Genomic DNA, 17,967 nt, shown 5'->3' on the forward strand with positions numbered 1-17,967 from the left:
TTGTTAATTCCTTCCTGACGCCTGCGTCTTCTTCTCCCGGATTTCTTCTGCCCGCCAGCATCTTATCCCGTGACTATCTTCTATTTCAACCAGACTTTGCTCCAGATCACAGCCATCGGCCAAATACGGGCAGCGGTTTGCAAAGCGGCAGCCGGTGATCTCACCGTAATGCTCTGGAACAGTACCCTTAATCGTCAGCAGTTCTCTCTCTTCTTTATCTCTGATACTGGGAATGGATTTCAGCAGAGCCTGTGTATAAGGGTGTCCCGGCTTTTTAAATAAATCGAGAACGCCTGCCTCCTCCACAATCTGTCCGGCATACATAACCATAACCCGGTCCGCCATTTCTGCAACCAGTCCCATGTCATGGGTAATTAAAATGATTGACATATGAAGCTCTTCACGCAAGTTCCTTAAGAGTTCCATAATTTGTGCCTGAATCGTAACATCCAGCGCAGTGGTTGGCTCATCCGCAATGAGAAGCTTCGGATCACAGGCAAGCGCCATGGCGATCATTGCCCGTTGCCGCATTCCTCCAGACAGTGTATGCGGATATTTGTTCATAATAGAAGAAGGATCCGGAAGCCCCACCTTATCCAGGAGGAGCAGTGCCCGTTCCTTCGCTGTTTTCCTGTCCAGGTTCATATGTATTCGCATAGCTTCCATGATCTGGTTCCCAATGGTGAATAACGGATTTAAGCTGGCCATGGAATCCTGAAAGATCATGGTCATCTTACTTCCGCGAATACGGTCCAATTCCTCATCCGGCAGATTAAGCAGCTCCTGCCCGTCAAAGACCACCTTACCTCCTGTGATTTTACCATTTTCTCCAAGCAGACCCATGACCGACAGAAGCGTAACGCTCTTGCCGGAGCCGGATTCTCCAACGATGCACAGGATCTCACCTTGATTTACACGAAGGCTGACCCTGTCTAAACATTTGATATCTCCGGCACCGGTAGAGAACGCCATTTCCAGCGAATCTACTTCCAGCAGCGGTGTCATTGTGTCACATCCCATTGGTGGATATTATTAAAAGAGCCATATACATCCGGCGTTGCATTCTCCACCCTTTTATTCACAGCTCCGATTGCACTTATGATATAGGCAGAAATCATTGGGGCCTCCTGCTGCATGACGGTATCGATCTTTCTATATTCTTTCTTGATTTCACTAATGTCACTGGTAGCCTGGGTTGCCGCCAGGGCCTGTGTTACGGTATCATTCACATAGCCGGTCCAACCGTCCGCAGATAATAACCAGTTAACGTCCGGATAAGGATCTACCGGTGCATAGGTATACTGCACTGCCAGCAAATCAAAATCCTTACTTCCCGCTTTGGTCATTAAGCTGGATAAGTCCACGGTTGTCACCTGAATCTTAAGTCCGATTTCCTGCAGCTTCGCAGCGATATAATCTGCGGCCTGGCAGAAAGTGGAATCTCCACTGTTTACATAGAAGTTCAATGTCCTTGAATCATCCCAGCCGTCTGCAACTGCCTGGGCGACTAATTCCTTTGCTTTTTCCGGATCATAAACAGCGGGCGTAAGGCCCTCATCATAGAAAGGTCCCGCACTGGACAGGAAACCGTCAACCACTTCGCCTTTTCCGTTTAAAAGCCCTGTTATTATGGATGGGCGGTCAATTCCATAAAGAATCGCCTGACGGATGCGGGGATCCGTAACCGTGGTGGTATTAAAGAAGATCGACTGGTTGATAACAGGAGCACCATAGTTGACCGTCACATTCGCAAGGGCTTCTACGCTGGCATAATCCTCCTGCAGGATATTGCCGGTGGTCTGCTGCACAAAATCAATCTCTCCTGATTGCAGCCCGGTCAGCAATTGTGCCGCAGGTACGATCTTGATATTTAACCTGTTAATCTTTGGAGCGCCCTTCCAGTATGTATCATTTGCCTCATAGGACACATAATGCTGCAAATCAACGGAAGTGATGCGGTAGGGTCCGTTAACTACCGTCGGAGCGTTGAACCAGTCATAACCTGCCAGATCCTCATCCGCTACGTTCTCAAGAACATGTTTGGGCAGTGTCAGTATATAGCGTCCATATGTATTCTGGAAGGTGGTAAGAGCCATCTGATATTTGGTCGTGAATTCGACGGTTTTATTGTCGATTGCTTTAACACCGGATATCTCCGTCGCTCCCGCCTCCGAAAATCCATCGTCGCCCACGCCTTCAATGGCATAGAGCGCCATGCTTGCATTGGCACGGACAGGGCTTGACAGCTTAAGAACGGTGTATACGACGTCATCCGCAGTTACTGCCTGACCGTCGGACCAGCTTGCGTTCGGATCAATATTCACTGTAAAATGAATATTGTCCTCCGTAGTAATAGAAGAAGCCAGCATCCCCTCAAACTCCAGATTGCTGTTTAATTCAACAAGAGGCAGGAATTCCATTGCCGTGGAGGTCTTCATGATCTCAGTTGCATCCATCAACAGTGGGTTGACGCTGCTGATAGAATCGGTCATTCCAATATTAACGATCTTATCCTCCGAACTCTCACCTTTTGCGGAATTATCCTCTGCCGCATTTCCCTTAGCCGGATTCTCAGCTCCCGGATTGGAATTTGGCTTTGCACAGGCCGCAAGAGATACTACCATGCCGAAAACAAGCATGGATCCAATTACCTTATGCAGTTTTTGAAAGACTACTTTTTTCATAATTGTCCTCCTCCTTAAATAAACATAATTTTCTCAGATATTTGTCCTGCGCATTGTACGCATTTCTTATATTAAGAATACATATATGTTTAGTATGAAATATCCTTTTTTACATAGTATTATGATTTTGTTTTTTTGTCAACCATATTAATTACAATCTGCAGCAAGTCCTTATAAGAACACCCTAATCGTCTTACACACTGTTTCATGACAGCAAAGAAGTCCGGAACGCCCTGTTTATCAGGCCTCCCAGACTTTTTACTCAACCATCAGAGATGGGATAATTTAATAATGCTTCTTTTTAAATACAATTCTTTTTAAGTTCGTCTCTCAACCGCTCCAAAGCCTTTTTTTCCAGCCTGGATACGTAGGATCTGGAGATTCCCATGACATCCGCGATCTCCCGCTGTGTATACTCTTTTCCTCCATGCAGACCGTACCTCATTCCGATTATGGTTTTTTCATTTTCCTTAAGACAACTGTCAAAGGCCTCATACAGTTCCTTAATATCCTGTTTTAAAATAATAGATTCCAGAGTCTCCTTATTTTCCATTTCAATGACATCTACTAGACTTACAGTCTCTCCATCCTTGTCTACGCCGATGGGTTCAAACAAAGAAACCTCTTTTGAATATTTCTTGTTCGCACGAAGAAGCATTAGGATTTCATTTGCTAGAGTCACCTTGCGGCTCTGGTAATTCAGGCACCTTCGAGCCAAACAGGTACAGATGAACATTCTCTCCATCCCATATGACCTTATACACAAATGTACGGACCGCCGCCCGTCTTTGCCGGACATCCATAAGGTCTATCACCTGTTGAAAAGAAGACAGGGTCTGCTTAATGAACTGTAATTCTGTATCGGAAAGCTCTTTATTTTCTGTGTTAAGGGAAAGCTCCCATAACCGTCGCTCCATTTCCCCTTTTCTTTTATGGAGTCCTTCGATTTGCTGTATGATATATCCTTCTGCCCCGGTTCCTCCGGCTTTTCCAAGGGAGGCCGCCAGTCCGTTTATTTCTCCTTCCATATTCTTCAGTTCACCCTTTAAACGGGATATATCCCATTCCGCTTCCTCTTTGCTGTCATCCACTGCCTTTTTGCTCCGGCAAAGCTGCTTTTGAAATTCACTCCAATCCACAGATATTTTTTTGATTTCCTCCAAGACCATCTGATCCAGCATATTTCCATTAACATTCTTCATTCCGCAGCATTTCATACGGCTTTTTTCCTTCATGGTGCATAAATAAGAATAGATCTGTTCCCCTTCGTCATTGTACCGGCCGGACAGCTTTGGCCGCATATAACCGCCGCAGCCGCCGCAAAAGAGAATTCCGGACAGCAAAGCCACATTACTGCGGGGTTTCCGGTAATTTTTTGATTTATTTTGGTCCAGCTGCAGTTGAACCTTGACCCACATGGAGCCGGAAATCACTCCTTTATGCTTTCCAACTGCCACGATCCATTCTTCCATATCTTTCATCTCGTGAGTTTTTCCGGCTTTTTGAAGGGTACGGTTATATGCAATCACCCCATGGTTTCCGTCAAAGGCTTCTCTTTCTGCAAACAGATCCACGTTCTTTTCCCGTAAATACTCATAGGCCTCCTGATCTGCAATCATATAAACCGGATTGGTCAATATTCCTTTTAATGCAAAACGGCTGAATAAACGGTCATATTTTGTCCTATGACCATTCTGGAGCAAATAGGTTTCAGTCTGAGTCAGTGATCCTGTCTCTAAGAATTTCTCGTAAATAACCTTGATTAGATTTGCCTCTTCCGGAATCATCTTAAGCTTAAATGCTTTTTTCACCTTACCGTCTATGGTCACGGAGGACACGCTCTCCGACGTATAACCCGTAGGAGTATTTCCTCCCAGCCATCTTCCGCTTTTGGAGAGCTCCAGCATATTATCCCGGATGCGTTCCGCAATTGTCTCTCTCTCCAACTGAGAGAAAACAGAAGCAATGTACATCATGGCCCGCCCCATGGGAGAGGATGTGTCAAATTGCTCTTTTATGGAGATAAAGGAAATATGAAGTTCATTAAGTTCTTCAATCAGATTTGCAAAATCACCGATATTACGGCTTATCCGGTCAAGACGGTAGCATACCACCGCCGTAAATTTCTTCTTTTTTGCTTCCTGCATCATGACTTTAAACTGAGGCCGTTCAAGGTTTCCACCGGAGAACCCCTCATCCTCATATACACAGGCGCTGTCAGCGAAACACGCTCCATAATGTGCGGAAATGTATTGTCTGCACAGCTCGATCTGGTTTCCGATGCTCTCTCCTTTTCCGGTAAATTTTGATTTTCTTGAATAAATTGCAAACCGCTCTTTCCCGGCTTCCACCTGGCCCTTCCTCCTTACTAAAGCATTACGCTGCGTTTTGCCCCCTTAATCCCAAACATACAGGACATGGGAGGCAACATACATTATAATAACAGTCTATATCAGGTCCGTTTATGAATATGATCGTATATCAGCCCAAAACAGAAGAAGACAGAAAAGAATTGAGAAAAAAAGCTGCACTCCTGCATAGTCAGGCTGTCATTCAATACATCCAGCAGCTTTCCTGCCCGAATGACCAAAAACAGGCTCTTATGGAAGAGCTTCACACAATCTGAATTGTATTCATATACTTCCCGCTTAAGAAAACATGAGTGGCGCAGGACACGCAGGGATCAAAAGACCGTATGATCCTTCCGATTTCCATAGGCTCTGTTGCATCTTTTACAGGTGCCCCCATCAGTGCCTGTTCTCCGGTTCCCTTCATTCCATTTGTCTGTGTTGACAGATTCCATGCAGACGGGGTTATGATCTGGTAAAAGGCTATCTTACTGTTGTCAATATACAGCCAATGGCCCAGGGCTCCCCGTGTCGTATCCACCAGTCCTTTCCCCGATGCCTGCACAGGAATCTCATATTCCCTCTGCATGGATACTCCCGGGATCAGATGATCGATAAGGGTCTGCATAATTTCCACAATTTTCTTAGCTTCCAGCACTCTTGCAATGGTCCGGTCCATGGCAGAGATCCCGTTTCTGTACTCGCCGGAGAGTCACTGCCTTGCCAACGGCCCTACCTCATAAGGGATATTATTGTATCTCGGCGCTTTTATCCAGGAATATGCCTGGGGTTTATTTCTGTCCGGTTCATCATTTTCGTTGAACCAGGCGTATTCGTCTTCCTGAGTTATAAGGGCAGGATCAAAGGGGGATGTCTGTCCATTAGAATAAACCAGAGGATCCACATAGAGCGTTCCTAAATTTTTATAATGGTTAAAGCTCCCATAGGAAAGTAAGTTGCCGTAGCCTCCGCCGTAATGATAATACTCCGGATAAAAGGTTCCGATTGTGTATACGTCCGGAACCATTTTTTCAATGATAAACTGTCCAATGTCATATAGGATAGATTTTATGGTAATGATCTTATCTGCTGAGATCGGCGAAGTGATCCCTCCAATGAATATTCCGTGATTATGAGGAACTTTTCCTCCAAGAATGGCCAGCATCTGATGCGCAGCCCTGCTGAACTGAAGGGATTCAAAATAATCGTTTACCATTTTATCGTTTATGTCCTTTGGAAGCCTGTAATCATTGTGATCTGTCTTAAACAGCGGATAATCCTCAGGAAGCTTTACAAAATCCGGCAAGGTAAACTGGTAAAAATGTCTTAAGTGATTTTGCAGGAACTCGCAGGCATGAAGAAGGTCCCTTAAATACCTTCCCTGCTCAGAGGGGACAATGTTCAATGCTTCTTCCAGGGCAAGAGCAGAAGCCATGGAATGTGCGGTTGAACAGATACCGCAGATGCGCTGTGTAAAATAAACAGCATCAAAAGGACTTCTGCCCTGAAGCATTTTTTCAAATCCACGGAACATCAGGCCTCTCATTTTTGCATCCACCACTGACCGTTCTTCAATATCGGCATCAATTTCCATGAAGCCGCTGATACGGGTCACAGGATTAATGGTTATTCTCTCGGCCATATTTACTCCCCTCTCATAGTGTCATAGGTGATAAAAGGCTCCATTGCATCAGGAAATCCAAACTGAGCACACCCGATGCAGGGCGAATCACCTCCTATGGGCCAGTTGACATGCCCGTTCCATTGGCGAATGGGACAGTCGATCTGGGTAACCGGACCTTTACAGCCCATCATGTACATACAGGTTTCCTGTCCGAGCTTCGTTGCAAAGATGCCGCTGTCAAAATAAGATCTCCTTGGACATCTGTCGTGAATGGTAATGCTGTAAAACATCAAGGGACGGTCTCTGCTATCAAGCGGGGGTTCCCCATATAATATCAGATATGCCAGAGTGCCCATAAACCAGTCCGGATGACATGGACAGCCTGTTAATTTAATCACTTTTCTCTGCAAAACCTCCTGTACTCCCACACACTGAGTTGGATTGGGCCTTGCCGCCGACACGCCTCCGTGGGAAGCGCAGGCTCCCACGGCAATCACATGGGCCGCCTGTTCACCCAGTCTTTTAACCGCCTCATATCCGGTAATCTCCCTGCCGTTGTGCCGGCCGATGACGTTATAAGAACCGTTGTCTTTTAAAGATACTGCACCTTCCACAGCAAGGATATAATCACTGCCTATCACGTTGAACAACTGATCCATGGCCTTGTTTCCAAAAGAATTCATCAGACTGTTGCTGTATATAAAATTAGTCATTTGAGTGAGCAGATACTTAAAATCCGGATTTTGCCCGTCCAAAAGGGAGATGGTATTACCAGAGCAGCCATTTAATTCAAGCCAGACAAGATTCCGCTTTTGCCGCGTCTCACCAGCGATTTCATCCCTTACCCTGTTCACAAGACTTTCCGTTGTTTTTAACCTGCTTTCCTGATAAGGACATTCAAAGCTTCCGCAATCCAAACGTTTCACCAGCTTTACTCTGTAGCCAAATAGCCGATGATCGGTAATCTGGTCAGGACCATTGCTCCCGGATGACATGTTGCAAAATTAACTGATAAATCATTTCCTGGATCAAGACCAAAATGGCTGTCTCCTTTCCAGACGGAATTATTTGTCACATCATACACCACTCCGTTTACCGCTACATAAGCCGGAGCTCCGTTCTTTCCATTGTATAGGGATAACTCTTCCAGGGTAAAGTATCTTGGAACTTCCTCCTCAGCTTGATTTGCATGGATGTTCTGATATGGATACTGTGTTTCTTCCATATCCACTTGATTTGTCTGGCTAAAATATTTGATATGACTTTCCAGCATAAACACTTCACTGCTCAAATGATCCAACACAACGTTATTGTTGTACTGGTTGGAATGAAGTCTCTCTATATCCTCGTTCATGTGCTTGATGCAGTTCCCGATATAATTCAAAAACATATTTAATTCCATGAAATAACCTCCCATAATAAAATACTGAATGATTGATATTTTTACCGGACAACAGTCAGGCCTTTCTCATTGGGATATCTCACCTTCAATTTCATCTATAACCGCAGTAAGCGGCTCTATATCCTGTTTAAGAACCTGTATGTTTGTCCAGTCTCCAATCAGCGTATTATTTCTTTCTGAAAAATAGTCACGGATGCTGTCTTCACTTATATGGCTGTTTGTATGTACCGTAATTGTTAAATAAAAAATCTTCTCAATGAAATTCTCCCCGCATATTTCGACAATTGCTTCATATATATTCTGATTTAGGAACGTATCATGCATTAGTGATTTCCTCCGATATGATTTTTTTTATTGCGCATTCAATTACCCTGCAGATCTGGGGCAGTTTATCCCTTAAAACAGTGCTTATTTCCTGGTCAAAGCCGATTTCGCAGATTTCTATGCCCATCAGGTACCCTTTAAATGGACTGCCATATAGCTTCATGAGTTCCACCATACTCAAATCATGCTGCATGGAGAATAAGGAAGGCTGTGACATCACATCTTCAAGGCTGGTCAGATGAACGCTTCCCGGCTCCGCTCCAGAAGAAAGTGCATCAAGGATGAAAACAAAGTCACCCTTATCTAGTAAATAAAAGCAGTTTTGAAAATCGGTTTCACCAATGATCACATGAATATCCTGGCGGGTCAGCCGGTCTTCCAAGATTTCGGCAGCTTTAATTGCTATGGCGTCATCCTTCATAAAACGATTGCCGATAGCAACTAACTTCACCATACCCTTGCCCCCTTCTCAAAATTGTTATTTATCAATATATATGTTGGACAAATTTAAATATTCTTTGCCGGGGGGATTATTGGCGGAAAGGTGGCTGTATTCCTGATACGTTCCGGAAATATTAGGATGATTTTCCCAAAACCTTTATGCATTACTCACATAAACTTTCATAAACTTTTGTTTCTTTTGCACATATTTTTGCAATTGTTTCGAAAAATCAAGCTTGCACCCTTACCACTTTAAGGATATACTGATCAGGAATCAACCATGGATTTGGTCAAAATATCGTAAGCCGATGTGTTAGAAGAAATTGCAGCTTCCAGCGACATTTTATCCGGTCTCGCCGAAGATTTGCATGCTATGATCTTAGAATTTAATATATAACCGTCAGGAACCGGTGTATGCTCTGCTGCTGCAGGCATACACCGGTTCCTTGCTTTCGCCCCGTATGGAGCCGCTATGATAGGATACCATTCTCCACACACTTGGCCGCATAAGTGGCTAGTCTGGAGCCTCTGTCCGGGTGAAAGGTATTGACGGCTTTTATAAGTCCTATGGTACCTACGGAAAGAAGATCTTCCATATCATAATCTGTATTCTGATATTTTTTTGCCACATGTGCCACCAGACGCATATTTCGCTCGATGAGTGTGGCTCTCGCCTCCTGATCCCCTTCCTGGTATCGTTCCAGACACTCTCGTTCTTCTCGCGCAGTTAAAGGTTTGGGAAAAGTTTTCAAAGAAAGCCACCTTAAACTTACTTACTCTCATTTTATGCCGGCCTTCTCTTTAAAGTGCTTTTACAAAAAATATAGGCTGGTACTTATTTTCCTTTCCATTAATGATGGAACAGACGAAGCCCTGTAAAAGCCATGGCCATCCCATATTGGTCACACGTTTCAATTACCTGGTCATCACGGACCGATCCCCCAGGCTGGGCTACGTACTTTACACCGCTTCTGTATGCTCGGTCAATGTTATCGCCAAATGGGAAGAAAGCATCAGATCCCAGGGAAACCTCAGTCAGCCGACTAAGCCAGGCCTTCTTTTCTTCTCCTGTAAATACGGCTGGCTTTACCCTGAAAATATTTTCCCATCTGTTGTCAGCAATAACATCCATATAATCTTCTCCAATGTAGACATCAATGGCATTGTCCAGGTCGGCACGACTGATGCCATCCACAAACGGCAGCTCCAAGACCTGTGGTGCCTGGCGAAGAAACCAGTTATCCGCTTTATTTCCTGCCAGCCTTGTGCAGTGGATGCGGGACTGCTGACCAGCCCCGATCCCAATCGCTTGTCCGTCCTTTGCAAAACAGACAGAATTGGACTGGGTATATTTTAAAGTAATAAGGGAAATAATCAGGTCAATTTTTGCTGATGGGGGGATATCCTGGTTTTTTGTCACCACATTCTTTAAAAGATCTTCATGAATTTTCTCTTCATTTCTTCCCTGCTCAAACATAATCCCAAAAACTTGTTTTCTCTCAAGCGGCTCCGGCTGGTAATCCTGGTCAATTTGAATGATGTTGTAATTGCCGTTTTTCTTTGACTTTAAGATATCCAGGGCTTCCGGTTCATACCCTGGGGCGATAACGCCGTCCGACACTTCCCGTTTGATTATTCTGGCAGTATCCGTATCACAGATATCCGACAGGGAAATGAAATCTCCGAAAGAAGACATACGGTCGGCACCTCTTGCCCTTGCATAGGCACAGGCCAGGGGGGAAAGCCCTTCCATATCCTCTACCCTGTAGATCTTTGCAAGGATCCGGTCAAGAGGCAGTCCCACTGCGGCACCGGCCGGAGACACATGTTTAAAAGAAGCCGCCGCAGGAAGGCCGGTCGCTTCCTTTAATTCTTTTACCAGCTGCCATCCATGAAAGGCATCCAGGAAATTGATATATCCCGGCCGGCCGCTTAAGACCTTAATTGGAAGCTCTTTCCCTCGTGGCATAAAAATCCTTGAGGGCTTCTGATTCGGGTTACAGCCATATTTTAATTCCAGCTCGTTCATCTTTTGTACTCCTGTCATTGATTTTTATTTACAATCCGTGTTTCATAAGCTCCGGATTCTATGTCAATATATCTTACAAAGAGAGAAATCTTATTCTCCTCATGGAGGCTTTCCCATATCATGGCAGTAAATTCATCCAGGTCATCAAGGGTAGCTGCCACCTTTGGTTCCCCTTCAAAGCTTGGCAAAGGACTTCCATCATGCATATAGGTATGAATGAAATGGGCTTCACCTGCCTCAGGATTATCATAGGCAAAGGTATAACGATTGCAGGAATCCGGGTTCCCACGATTGCTCTTTATGATGGACATGGCGTAGTTGAAGCGTCCGTCTTCTATGTGCATGATCCCGGAAATACGGGGCGTATAATTCGGGCTATCCGGTTCAAATTCCCGGCACCGTAAGGACTGTTCAAACGTCAGCTGTATGTCCATTCCCTCGTAAATGGTATCGGTCTGATCTCCGTTTGTCACGATGGTCTTATTGCCCATAACCCGCACCGGAGCGTAAATAATAAGGCTGGGGTCTGTGACCTTCGAGGGATCAAAGGCCTGGGTACGGATTCCTTCCCCTTCCTCTACGAATACACGGTTGCGGCTGTTATCGCTTCTTCCCATAATAAAATAAGCGGCAACCGCCTTTGTTCCATCCGGCGTTTTTCCCATAATAATGCCTCTTCCCGGATAGGAATTACTCTTTAAATCGTCTTGTAAAGAAATCAAACTCATCAGATCTGGTCTCCTTTCTGAATGAAACACAATGAACTCATTTGGCTCGCTGTTCACGCAAAAAACCGCCTGGGCATCCCATAGGGTGCCCAGGCGGTCGGCTTTTTACGTATCGTGCTCCCCGTGGTAAAAATCCACTTATCCGCCAGTCGCACGTACCTTGTACATCATCATATAATATTCTCTAAAAAAAAGCAACCCTCTTTTTTACCCGAGTCAAGTAAACCCCTTAGTTATTCATTCCTTATGGCTGCAAGAGGACTTAGCTTCATGGCTCTTAGGGCAGGGAAAAATCCTGCGGCCATTCCTACAAAAACAGCAAAACCAACGGCTGTTAGGGAAAGCCAGGGAGGAATCCTGGAAAGATCGCCAGGCATATTGGACATAAAACGGCCCGAAAGGAATCTGTTAATAAGGAAAGAAACCCCATAGCTGAACAGGATTCCCGTTATGCCTCCTAAAAATCCGATAAAACCTGACTCCAGAAGGAACATGTTCCTGATATTGTTCATATCGCAGCCAAGGACCTTTAAGATCCCGATTTCCTTTGTTCTTTCGTAAATGGACATCATCATGGTATTGGCGATACCAATTGCCGCCACAAATAGGGATACAGCTCCGATTCCTCCTAAAAGAGCCTGAACCATCTTGGCCTGCTTCTGAGACTGCTCCAGCCACTCCATGTTGCTATTGGCCTGAAAGCCCATATCTGTAATCGCTTTTTGTACCGCTGTTACATTGTTCATATCATCCACTTCCACAACCGCCTGCTGATAAATAAAATAGTTGTAGGGTTTTCCCTTTTTATTGGTTGGCTGGTTGGGAATGGGCTTCTTTTTAAAAATCTGTTTTAACTGGGACTTCAGCGCTTCTAAATCCACATAAACGCTATAACTGTAGTTATTCCAATCCTCCGGCCCGCCTTCCACCAGGCCGGCCGTTGGTATGAGATACTTTTTGGGCGGTTTGACGGTTACACCGCCTTCCCCAGTTCCCCCGTTTTGGGACTGATAATAGGCATCCATATCAAAAATAACAAACATGGGCCTATTTATAAAATCAATATCAGGAATGCTGGAGGAATCGTCATAATAGTTGTTACGATTGCTTTTAGGGTTGCTGAAATTCCTGGCAACCATATTCCCTACAATCATCTGTAAGTCTTTTTTTCCCGCTTCTGGAATTTGCCCTTCCTTTAAGGGAATATTTTTCATGTACTCCTGGGTGACTCCGATCAGGTTGATATAAGCCTGGTAAGCACCCTGAGTCATCATAACACTGGTTTCCAGAAGGGGGGATGCTGCATTCACATGATCGATCCGTTCAAACTGTGCAATCACATCATCCGTCATGTAATTTGGGTCCTTGCTGCTTTCATTTCCTCCCCACATGGCATTGGAATATACGGAAACTTCCGTAAGGCTTCCATAGGAAGCGATCTGTTCCATGGTAAGTTCATTAAAGCCGATCCCCAAAGACACCATGACAACAATGGAAGCCGTACCGATCAAAACTCCCAGAACCGTTAAAAATGTCCTTAGCTTCCTGCGTCTTAAGTTATTTACACTCATGGAAAGCAAATCGCTAAATTTCATTGTCTTTTTCCTCTTCTAATTCTTCCAGTGCTTCCTTTTTCTTTTTACGCCTTTTTAGCACATATACGGTTCCAATGGTTCCTATCACCAGGACGGCAATCACCGCTGGAATGATGATCTTTCCATATTTGGAAGTGCCTTCCGGCTCTGTTACTGCCGGAAATTCTCCTGAACCATCCATTCCGGGATCTAAATCTTCCTGTTCCGTTACCGTTAAACTTATCTCTTTTTCGACGGGTTCGCTGACCACCCCATTTTCATCCTCATAGGTGATCATAATCTTAATTTTCCCATCATCCATGGTCGGCGCTGTTCCGCTGATCATGGCATCCACATTTCCAGATTCTCCTGGCTTTATATTTCCTACATAGCTGTTGGTCTGCTGGATGGAATCTCCCACAAAGGCCACCATTACGTTGTAAAGGAGAACCTTTCCCGTGTTATTAATGGGAAACATTACATTTGTCTCTGAACCTACGGAAATCGTATCTGGCATTACCTCGATCGTTCCCGTGTTCAACCTGGAAACCTGCTTAACAGGAATGTTTACTGTCACCTTTTCTTCCGCGTTTTTAAATTCAGGGCTGTCGTACTTTTCGTTGATGGTGATGGCATAGGTTCTTTGATCCACCCATGCTCCCGCCCGAAGCTTTAACTTTATATCCGTGGTCTGGCCTGCGGGAAGAGAATTCACAACAATCGATGAGGAACCGGAATCCATGGTAAATACCGCGCTGTCTGTAACTTTTTCTGATTCCAGGTTAAAGAGGAGGTTGGTTGCTGCCACGTTTTCGGAGGCGTTTTTCATATGGAGGATCATTTCAAATTCCTCCCCGGCATAAACTGTCTCCGGGTTCGTCTGGAACCCATCTACAATGATTCTGGCCTTTGTTCTGTCATTGGCATTGAAATCACCGGTCTCCTCTTCCTTGTCTTTATTCTGAACTTTGACATAAAAGGTCTCTTCCGCTTTCTGGACGTCACCGTCCGTGCTGTCGCGGTATTCGATCGTAAAGGTAATGGGATAGTATCCGCTGTAAACATCCTTGCGGATATTCATGCTGTAGGGAATCTCCACCGTTTCACCGCCGCCCATGCGGTCATAATGTCTGGTGTAGTTACCATCGTTAATATCAAATGGGAACTTTGTGCTGTCCTGGTCCAGCTTCATCCGGACATTCACATCAAAAGCCGTAACTTGGGAGGCATTGCGGACGTTCATATTAAAATTCATGGTTTGAGGATAGATGCCAAAAGGCGTATTCTGGTTTTCACCCAGCTCAAACTGGATCGTCCCTTCATCTTTCCCGGATTCCGTGGTTGATGAGGATTTTGTGATCCAGATGTTGACCTTTTCGTAGCTGGAATGGGCGCCGTCATCCTTTTTTGATGCATCCGTTACGACTTCCAAAGGTACCAGGTAATAACCCTCTGCAATATCTCTTCGAACCCTTCCAGTAAGAGAAATACTCTTAGATGATCCGCTCTTTACTGTTCCCAGCTTTTTGTTGTCAAAAGTACTGGAAGTAATTTCAAAAGGAAAGACTGATCCAGTATATTTCGAATCTTCATCTGCGTCTTCCGTTGCCCGGTATTCCTGTTCCGCCAGATCCCGGTCAAACCTCACAGCCACATTGTTTAAATCATTGCCGCTATTATTCGTAAAAACCATATTAATGGTAACGTTTTCCCCGGTCTTTCCTGACGGAGTCTTCTTAACATCTATGTAAGTGTTTTTGCTTAGGTCATACTGGGCAAAAGCCGCACCGGGCATGGCTCCTATGATCATAAGGGCCGCAAGCAGCCATAAAATCCCTTTCCTAACCTTCTTCATATCCCATGTCCTCCTTCGTAACCTCATGATGCTGTTCCTCATGATGCTGTTCTTCGATTTTAACGATCTTTCCATCTACTATATGGAATTGTCTGTCTGCAAACTTTGCAATATAATTATCATGTGTAACCATGACCAGAGTCTGATTCTGCTCCCGAACGATTTTCTGCATTAAACTTAAAATTTCCCTGGTGGTCTTGGAATCTAAGTTTCCAGTTGGCTCATCCGCAAAGATGATCTTAGGATCCACTGCCAAAGCTCTTGCAATGCCGACTCTCTGCTGCTGACCTCCTGACATCTCATTGGCCATATGCTTCATCTGTTTCTCAAGCCCCACCAGCTTTATGTATTCCTTTGCCTTTTCATTTCTTGTTTTCTTCGGCACTCCCCGAAATGACAGAGGCATAGCCACATTCTCTACCGCGTTCATAGTCTGTATAAGATTATAGGACTGAAAAATAAAACCCACGTGCTTTCTGCGGAATGATACCAGCTGATTTTCCGAAAGCTTTTCTATATGGTTCCCTCCAATGACAATCTCTCCCTTTGACGGCTTCTCAAGGCCGGCCAACATATTTAAGAGAGTGGATTTACCGGAACCGGAGGGGCCCACGATCGCACAGAACTCTCCCTTATATATAGTAAAGTCCACGCCGTTTAACGCATAGACCTTTGTGTTTCCCACTTTGTACACCTTGTAGAGATTCTTGACCTGAATCATAGGTGACTTTTTTTCCGCCAAAATAGATACCCCCTTTCTTTATTTATGCAAGCAATGAGCCAGGCACAGGAATACAGACATTCTTGTATCTGGCGAATGCTGCTAGTGTCAACGATCCTGTACCTGTTGCAGGACACTTGACTTTGCATACACATTATACAACAAGATATTTCCATCGGTCATTCTTTATTTTCTTAAGCTTCCTTAAATATTCCTTACAGGAGGGAAGCTGCTAATTTCTGGAAAAATGGCATACGAAAAGATTATATCATAAATTTTAAAAAAGTGTGGAAATTTTCTAACGGATACTGTATAATAGATGGGATAGAATTTTAAACCATAATTTAGTGGATAAAGGAGATTCTTATGAGACATTTACTTAACCCGTTAGACTTTAGTGTGGAAGAGACAGGACAACTCTTAGACCTGGCGAAAGATATCGAGGAAAATCTTCCAAAATATTCTCATGTATGCGATGGAAAAAAATTAGCGACATTATTTTATGAGCCAAGTACAAGAACTCGTTTGAGTTTCGAGGCTGCCATGTTAAATCTGGGCGGCAGTGTACTAGGCTTTTCTTCTGCCGACTCCAGTTCTGCCGCAAAAGGAGAAAGTGTTGCTGATACCATTCGGGTTCTCTCCTGCTACGCAGACATATGTGCCATGAGACATCCAAAGGAAGGTGCTCCACTGGTAGCTGCCAACCATTCCAGCATACCGGTCATCAATGCCGGTGACGGAGGCCACCAGCATCCGACCCAGACCCTTACTGATCTGCTTTCCATCAATTCTTTAAAAGGCCGTTTGAATGATCTGACCATTGGCCTCTGTGGCGACTTAAAATTTGGCCGCACGGTTCACTCTCTGATTAATGCTCTTGTACGTTACGAAAACATCAAATTCATCTTAATTTCCCCCCCAGAGCTACGGGTGCCTGAATACATCCGAGAAGATGTACTGAAAGCCAACAACATTGAATTTGTAGAAATGGACAGCCTTGACGATGCCATGCCTTCTCTTGATATCCTCTATATGACCCGCGTTCAGAAGGAACGCTTCTTCAATGAGGAAGATTACATCCGTTTGAAAGACTGCTACATTCTGGACAAAAAGAAAATGAAACTGGCGAAAAAAGATATGTATGTTCTTCACCCTCTTCCAAGAGTCAACGAAATCTCAGTGGAGGTTGACGAGGATCCCCGAGCCGCCTACTTTAAGCAGGCACAGTACGGCGTGTATGTGCGTATGGCTCTTATCATGACATTACTGGAGGTAGAAAAATCATGTTAAATATCAGCGGATTAAAAGAAGGAATCGTATTAGACCACATTGAAGCCGGCAAAAGTCTGGAAATCTATTATAACCTGGGTCTGGACAAGCTGGACTGCCAGGTCGCCATCATTAAGAATGCAAGAAGCAATAAGATGGGAAAAAAGGACATCATAAAAATTGAAGGCGGCTTAGACCACATTGATTTAGACATCCTGGGATATATTGACCATAACATTACGGTTAACATTATTAAGGATAACCTGATTGTGGAAAAGAAGACCTTAAGCCTTCCTAATAAGATCACCAACGTGATACAATGCAAAAACCCCCGCTGCATTACCTCCATCGAGCAGGGGCTTCCTCATGTATTCTATCTTGCCGATGAGCAGAAAGAAGTTTACCGCTGTCGGTATTGCGAAGAAAAATATTCTAAATAATTCAAAAACTGCCTTCCCGGAATATAAGGAAGGCAGTTTTTTATTCTTTCCATATGATCTGCTCTGATAAGGAACAGAGACATTACATACGTATCCACTTCTCTAAGTTTTGAGTAAGACGATAAGCCGGGTTATGTCATTGAATGGCCATCTATCTAGGCCTGCCGTCGCCAGCAGGCTCAAGCGACCTACCCGGGAGCAGACGGGCCGCCTTATGCTCCCTGTTCGGTCTTGCTTCGGATGGGGTTTACATGGACCCCTCCTGTTACCAGAAGGGCGGTGGTCTCTTACACCACCTTTCCACCCTTACCGCATTAAGCGGCGGTATATTTCTGTTGCACTTTCCCTGGAGTCGCCTCCGCCAGACGTTATCTGGCATCCTGCCCTGTGAAGCCCGGACTTTCCTCACCTGCAGCCTTTCGGCTTTGCAGCTGCGGCCATTTGTCTTACTCAAAACTATATTATGAAAAACTGTTTTCATAATCGGATGGACGGTGCTAAAAAACAGCACCTTTTATGAGAAGCGAA

The 17,967-nt window shown here is 44.6% G+C and carries 16 protein-coding genes, 1 other RNA gene, 3 pseudogenes and 1 riboswitch; of the genes and pseudogenes, 3 read left to right on the forward strand and 17 right to left on the reverse strand.

What is annotated here, in order from left to right:
- Positions 1 to 3: 3 nt before the first annotated feature.
- The 4 genes and pseudogenes from BMW45_RS24650 to BMW45_RS24665 form a co-directional block, all read right to left on the reverse strand.
- Entirely contained in the window at positions 4 to 1,005 is a 1,002-nt protein-coding gene (locus BMW45_RS24650) for an ABC transporter ATP-binding protein (RefSeq protein WP_092250174.1), read from the reverse strand.
- Positions 1,002 to 2,684 carry an ABC transporter substrate-binding protein gene (locus tag BMW45_RS24655; protein ID WP_092250177.1) on the reverse strand — a complete coding sequence of 561 codons (1,683 nt, stop codon included), beginning with the start codon at positions 2,682 to 2,684 and terminating at the stop codon, positions 1,002 to 1,004. The genes BMW45_RS24650 and BMW45_RS24655 overlap by 4 nt, the downstream gene beginning before the upstream one ends.
- A 301-nt stretch (positions 2,685 to 2,985) precedes the next feature.
- Positions 2,986 to 3,357 (reverse strand): annotated as a pseudogene (locus BMW45_RS24660) (sigma-70 family RNA polymerase sigma factor); the annotation flags it as partial.
- Positions 3,350 to 5,035, reverse strand: a complete 1,686-nt coding sequence (locus tag BMW45_RS24665; RefSeq protein ID WP_092250180.1) for a recombinase family protein — start codon at positions 5,033 to 5,035, stop codon at positions 3,350 to 3,352. The pseudogene BMW45_RS24660 and the gene BMW45_RS24665, both read right to left, overlap by 8 nt.
- Positions 5,036 to 5,148: 113 nt before the next feature.
- On the opposite strand from BMW45_RS24665, the gene BMW45_RS28150 reads away from it, so the two are divergent.
- Positions 5,149 to 5,310, forward strand: coding sequence for a hypothetical protein (locus tag BMW45_RS28150; RefSeq protein WP_166433467.1), 162 nt, complete (start codon positions 5,149 to 5,151; stop codon positions 5,308 to 5,310).
- On the opposite strand, the pseudogene BMW45_RS24670 reads toward BMW45_RS28150, so the two are convergent.
- From BMW45_RS24670 to BMW45_RS24720, 12 genes and pseudogenes are all read right to left on the reverse strand, one after another.
- A pseudogene (locus BMW45_RS24670) lies at positions 5,298 to 6,674 on the reverse strand (nickel-dependent hydrogenase large subunit). The gene BMW45_RS28150 and the pseudogene BMW45_RS24670 sit on opposite strands and share 13 nt — an antisense overlap.
- Before the next feature lie 2 nt (positions 6,675 to 6,676).
- Entirely contained in the window at positions 6,677 to 7,582 is a 906-nt protein-coding gene (locus BMW45_RS24675) for a hydrogenase small subunit (protein ID WP_330390882.1), read from the reverse strand.
- A 5-nt stretch (positions 7,583 to 7,587) separates the two neighbouring features.
- Complete coding sequence (locus tag BMW45_RS24680) at positions 7,588 to 8,058, reverse strand: cytochrome b5 domain-containing protein (RefSeq protein ID WP_242883223.1); 471 nt, start codon at positions 8,056 to 8,058, stop codon at positions 7,588 to 7,590.
- 66 nt (positions 8,059 to 8,124) lie between these two features.
- Positions 8,125 to 8,382 carry a hypothetical protein gene (locus BMW45_RS24685; protein WP_092250186.1) on the reverse strand — a complete coding sequence of 86 codons (258 nt, stop codon included), beginning with the start codon at positions 8,380 to 8,382 and terminating at the stop codon, positions 8,125 to 8,127.
- Entirely contained in the window at positions 8,375 to 8,836 is a 462-nt protein-coding gene (locus BMW45_RS24690; RefSeq protein ID WP_092250190.1) for a hydrogenase maturation protease, read from the reverse strand. The genes BMW45_RS24685 and BMW45_RS24690 overlap by 8 nt, the downstream gene beginning before the upstream one ends.
- Before the next feature lie 254 nt (positions 8,837 to 9,090).
- Positions 9,091 to 9,258 (reverse strand): hypothetical protein, encoded by a 168-nt coding sequence (locus tag BMW45_RS28155; RefSeq protein ID WP_166433468.1) that lies wholly within the window; start codon positions 9,256 to 9,258, stop codon positions 9,091 to 9,093.
- 41 nt (positions 9,259 to 9,299) lie between these two features.
- Positions 9,300 to 9,575 (reverse strand): annotated as a pseudogene (locus BMW45_RS24695) (sigma-70 family RNA polymerase sigma factor); the annotation flags it as partial.
- A gap of 98 nt (positions 9,576 to 9,673) precedes the next feature.
- Positions 9,674 to 10,852: a phosphoribosylaminoimidazolecarboxamide formyltransferase gene (locus BMW45_RS24700; protein WP_092250193.1), complete on the reverse strand. Its 1,179-nt coding sequence runs from the start codon at positions 10,850 to 10,852 to the stop codon at positions 9,674 to 9,676.
- Between the two features lie 14 nt (positions 10,853 to 10,866).
- Complete coding sequence (locus BMW45_RS24705) at positions 10,867 to 11,580, reverse strand: IMP cyclohydrolase (RefSeq protein WP_092250197.1); 714 nt, start codon at positions 11,578 to 11,580, stop codon at positions 10,867 to 10,869.
- Positions 11,581 to 11,660: 80 nt separating this feature from the next.
- Positions 11,661 to 11,743, reverse strand: a riboswitch (ZMP/ZTP riboswitch).
- Positions 11,744 to 11,813: 70 nt separating this feature from the next.
- The gene (locus BMW45_RS24710; RefSeq protein WP_092250200.1) at positions 11,814 to 13,175 is read right to left on the reverse strand and encodes an ABC transporter permease; all 1,362 of its coding nucleotides are present in this window, start codon (positions 13,173 to 13,175) and stop codon (positions 11,814 to 11,816) included.
- Complete coding sequence (locus tag BMW45_RS24715) at positions 13,165 to 15,009, reverse strand: COG1361 S-layer family protein (protein ID WP_092250203.1); 1,845 nt, start codon at positions 15,007 to 15,009, stop codon at positions 13,165 to 13,167. The genes BMW45_RS24710 and BMW45_RS24715 overlap by 11 nt, the downstream gene beginning before the upstream one ends.
- Entirely contained in the window at positions 14,996 to 15,730 is a 735-nt protein-coding gene (locus BMW45_RS24720) for an ABC transporter ATP-binding protein (RefSeq protein WP_092251181.1), read from the reverse strand. The genes BMW45_RS24715 and BMW45_RS24720 overlap by 14 nt, the downstream gene beginning before the upstream one ends.
- A 366-nt stretch (positions 15,731 to 16,096) precedes the next feature.
- Between BMW45_RS24720 and pyrB the strand changes: the two genes are divergently transcribed.
- Positions 16,097 to 17,020 (forward strand): aspartate carbamoyltransferase, encoded by a 924-nt coding sequence (gene pyrB, locus BMW45_RS24725; RefSeq protein ID WP_025233290.1) that lies wholly within the window; start codon positions 16,097 to 16,099, stop codon positions 17,018 to 17,020.
- Positions 17,014 to 17,439 carry an aspartate carbamoyltransferase regulatory subunit gene (locus BMW45_RS24730; protein WP_025233291.1) on the forward strand — a complete coding sequence of 142 codons (426 nt, stop codon included), beginning with the start codon at positions 17,014 to 17,016 and terminating at the stop codon, positions 17,437 to 17,439. Before pyrB ends, BMW45_RS24730 begins: the two co-directional genes overlap by 7 nt.
- A 106-nt stretch (positions 17,440 to 17,545) precedes the next feature.
- On the opposite strand, the gene rnpB is transcribed toward BMW45_RS24730, so the two are convergent.
- An RNA gene (rnpB, locus tag BMW45_RS24735) (RNase P RNA component class A) lies at positions 17,546 to 17,892 on the reverse strand.
- Positions 17,893 to 17,967: the final 75 nt, after the last annotated feature.

Source organism: Lacrimispora sphenoides, assembly GCF_900105215.1.
GTDB classification, from domain to species: domain Bacteria; phylum Bacillota; class Clostridia; order Lachnospirales; family Lachnospiraceae; genus Lacrimispora; species Lacrimispora sphenoides_A.

What these genes read in the sequence shown, in the direction of transcription:
- BMW45_RS24650 (WP_092250174.1), bottom strand. Translation starts at nt 1,005, where the DNA reads ATGACACCGCTGCTGGAAGTAGATTCGCTGGAAATGGCGTTCTCTACC.
- BMW45_RS24655 (WP_092250177.1), bottom strand. Translation starts at nt 2,684, where the DNA reads ATGAAAAAAGTAGTCTTTCAAAAACTGCATAAGGTAATTGGATCCATG.
- BMW45_RS28150 (WP_166433467.1), top strand. Translation starts at nt 5,149, where the DNA reads ATGAATATGATCGTATATCAGCCCAAAACAGAAGAAGACAGAAAAGAA.
- BMW45_RS24680 (WP_242883223.1), bottom strand. Translation starts at nt 8,058, where the DNA reads ATGGAATTAAATATGTTTTTGAATTATATCGGGAACTGCATCAAGCAC.
- BMW45_RS24685 (WP_092250186.1), bottom strand. Translation starts at nt 8,382, where the DNA reads ATGCATGATACGTTCCTAAATCAGAATATATATGAAGCAATTGTCGAA.
- BMW45_RS24690 (WP_092250190.1), bottom strand. Translation starts at nt 8,836, where the DNA reads ATGGTGAAGTTAGTTGCTATCGGCAATCGTTTTATGAAGGATGACGCC.
- BMW45_RS28155 (WP_166433468.1), bottom strand. Translation starts at nt 9,258, where the DNA reads ATGCCTGCAGCAGCAGAGCATACACCGGTTCCTGACGGTTATATATTA.
- BMW45_RS24700 (WP_092250193.1), bottom strand. Translation starts at nt 10,852, where the DNA reads ATGAACGAGCTGGAATTAAAATATGGCTGTAACCCGAATCAGAAGCCC.
- BMW45_RS24705 (WP_092250197.1), bottom strand. Translation starts at nt 11,580, where the DNA reads ATGAGTTTGATTTCTTTACAAGACGATTTAAAGAGTAATTCCTATCCG.
- BMW45_RS24710 (WP_092250200.1), bottom strand. Translation starts at nt 13,175, where the DNA reads ATGAAATTTAGCGATTTGCTTTCCATGAGTGTAAATAACTTAAGACGC.
- BMW45_RS24715 (WP_092250203.1), bottom strand. Translation starts at nt 15,009, where the DNA reads ATGAAGAAGGTTAGGAAAGGGATTTTATGGCTGCTTGCGGCCCTTATG.
- BMW45_RS24720 (WP_092251181.1), bottom strand. Translation starts at nt 15,730, where the DNA reads ATGATTCAGGTCAAGAATCTCTACAAGGTGTACAAAGTGGGAAACACA.
- pyrB (WP_025233290.1), top strand. Translation starts at nt 16,097, where the DNA reads ATGAGACATTTACTTAACCCGTTAGACTTTAGTGTGGAAGAGACAGGA.
- BMW45_RS24730 (WP_025233291.1), top strand. Translation starts at nt 17,014, where the DNA reads ATGTTAAATATCAGCGGATTAAAAGAAGGAATCGTATTAGACCACATT.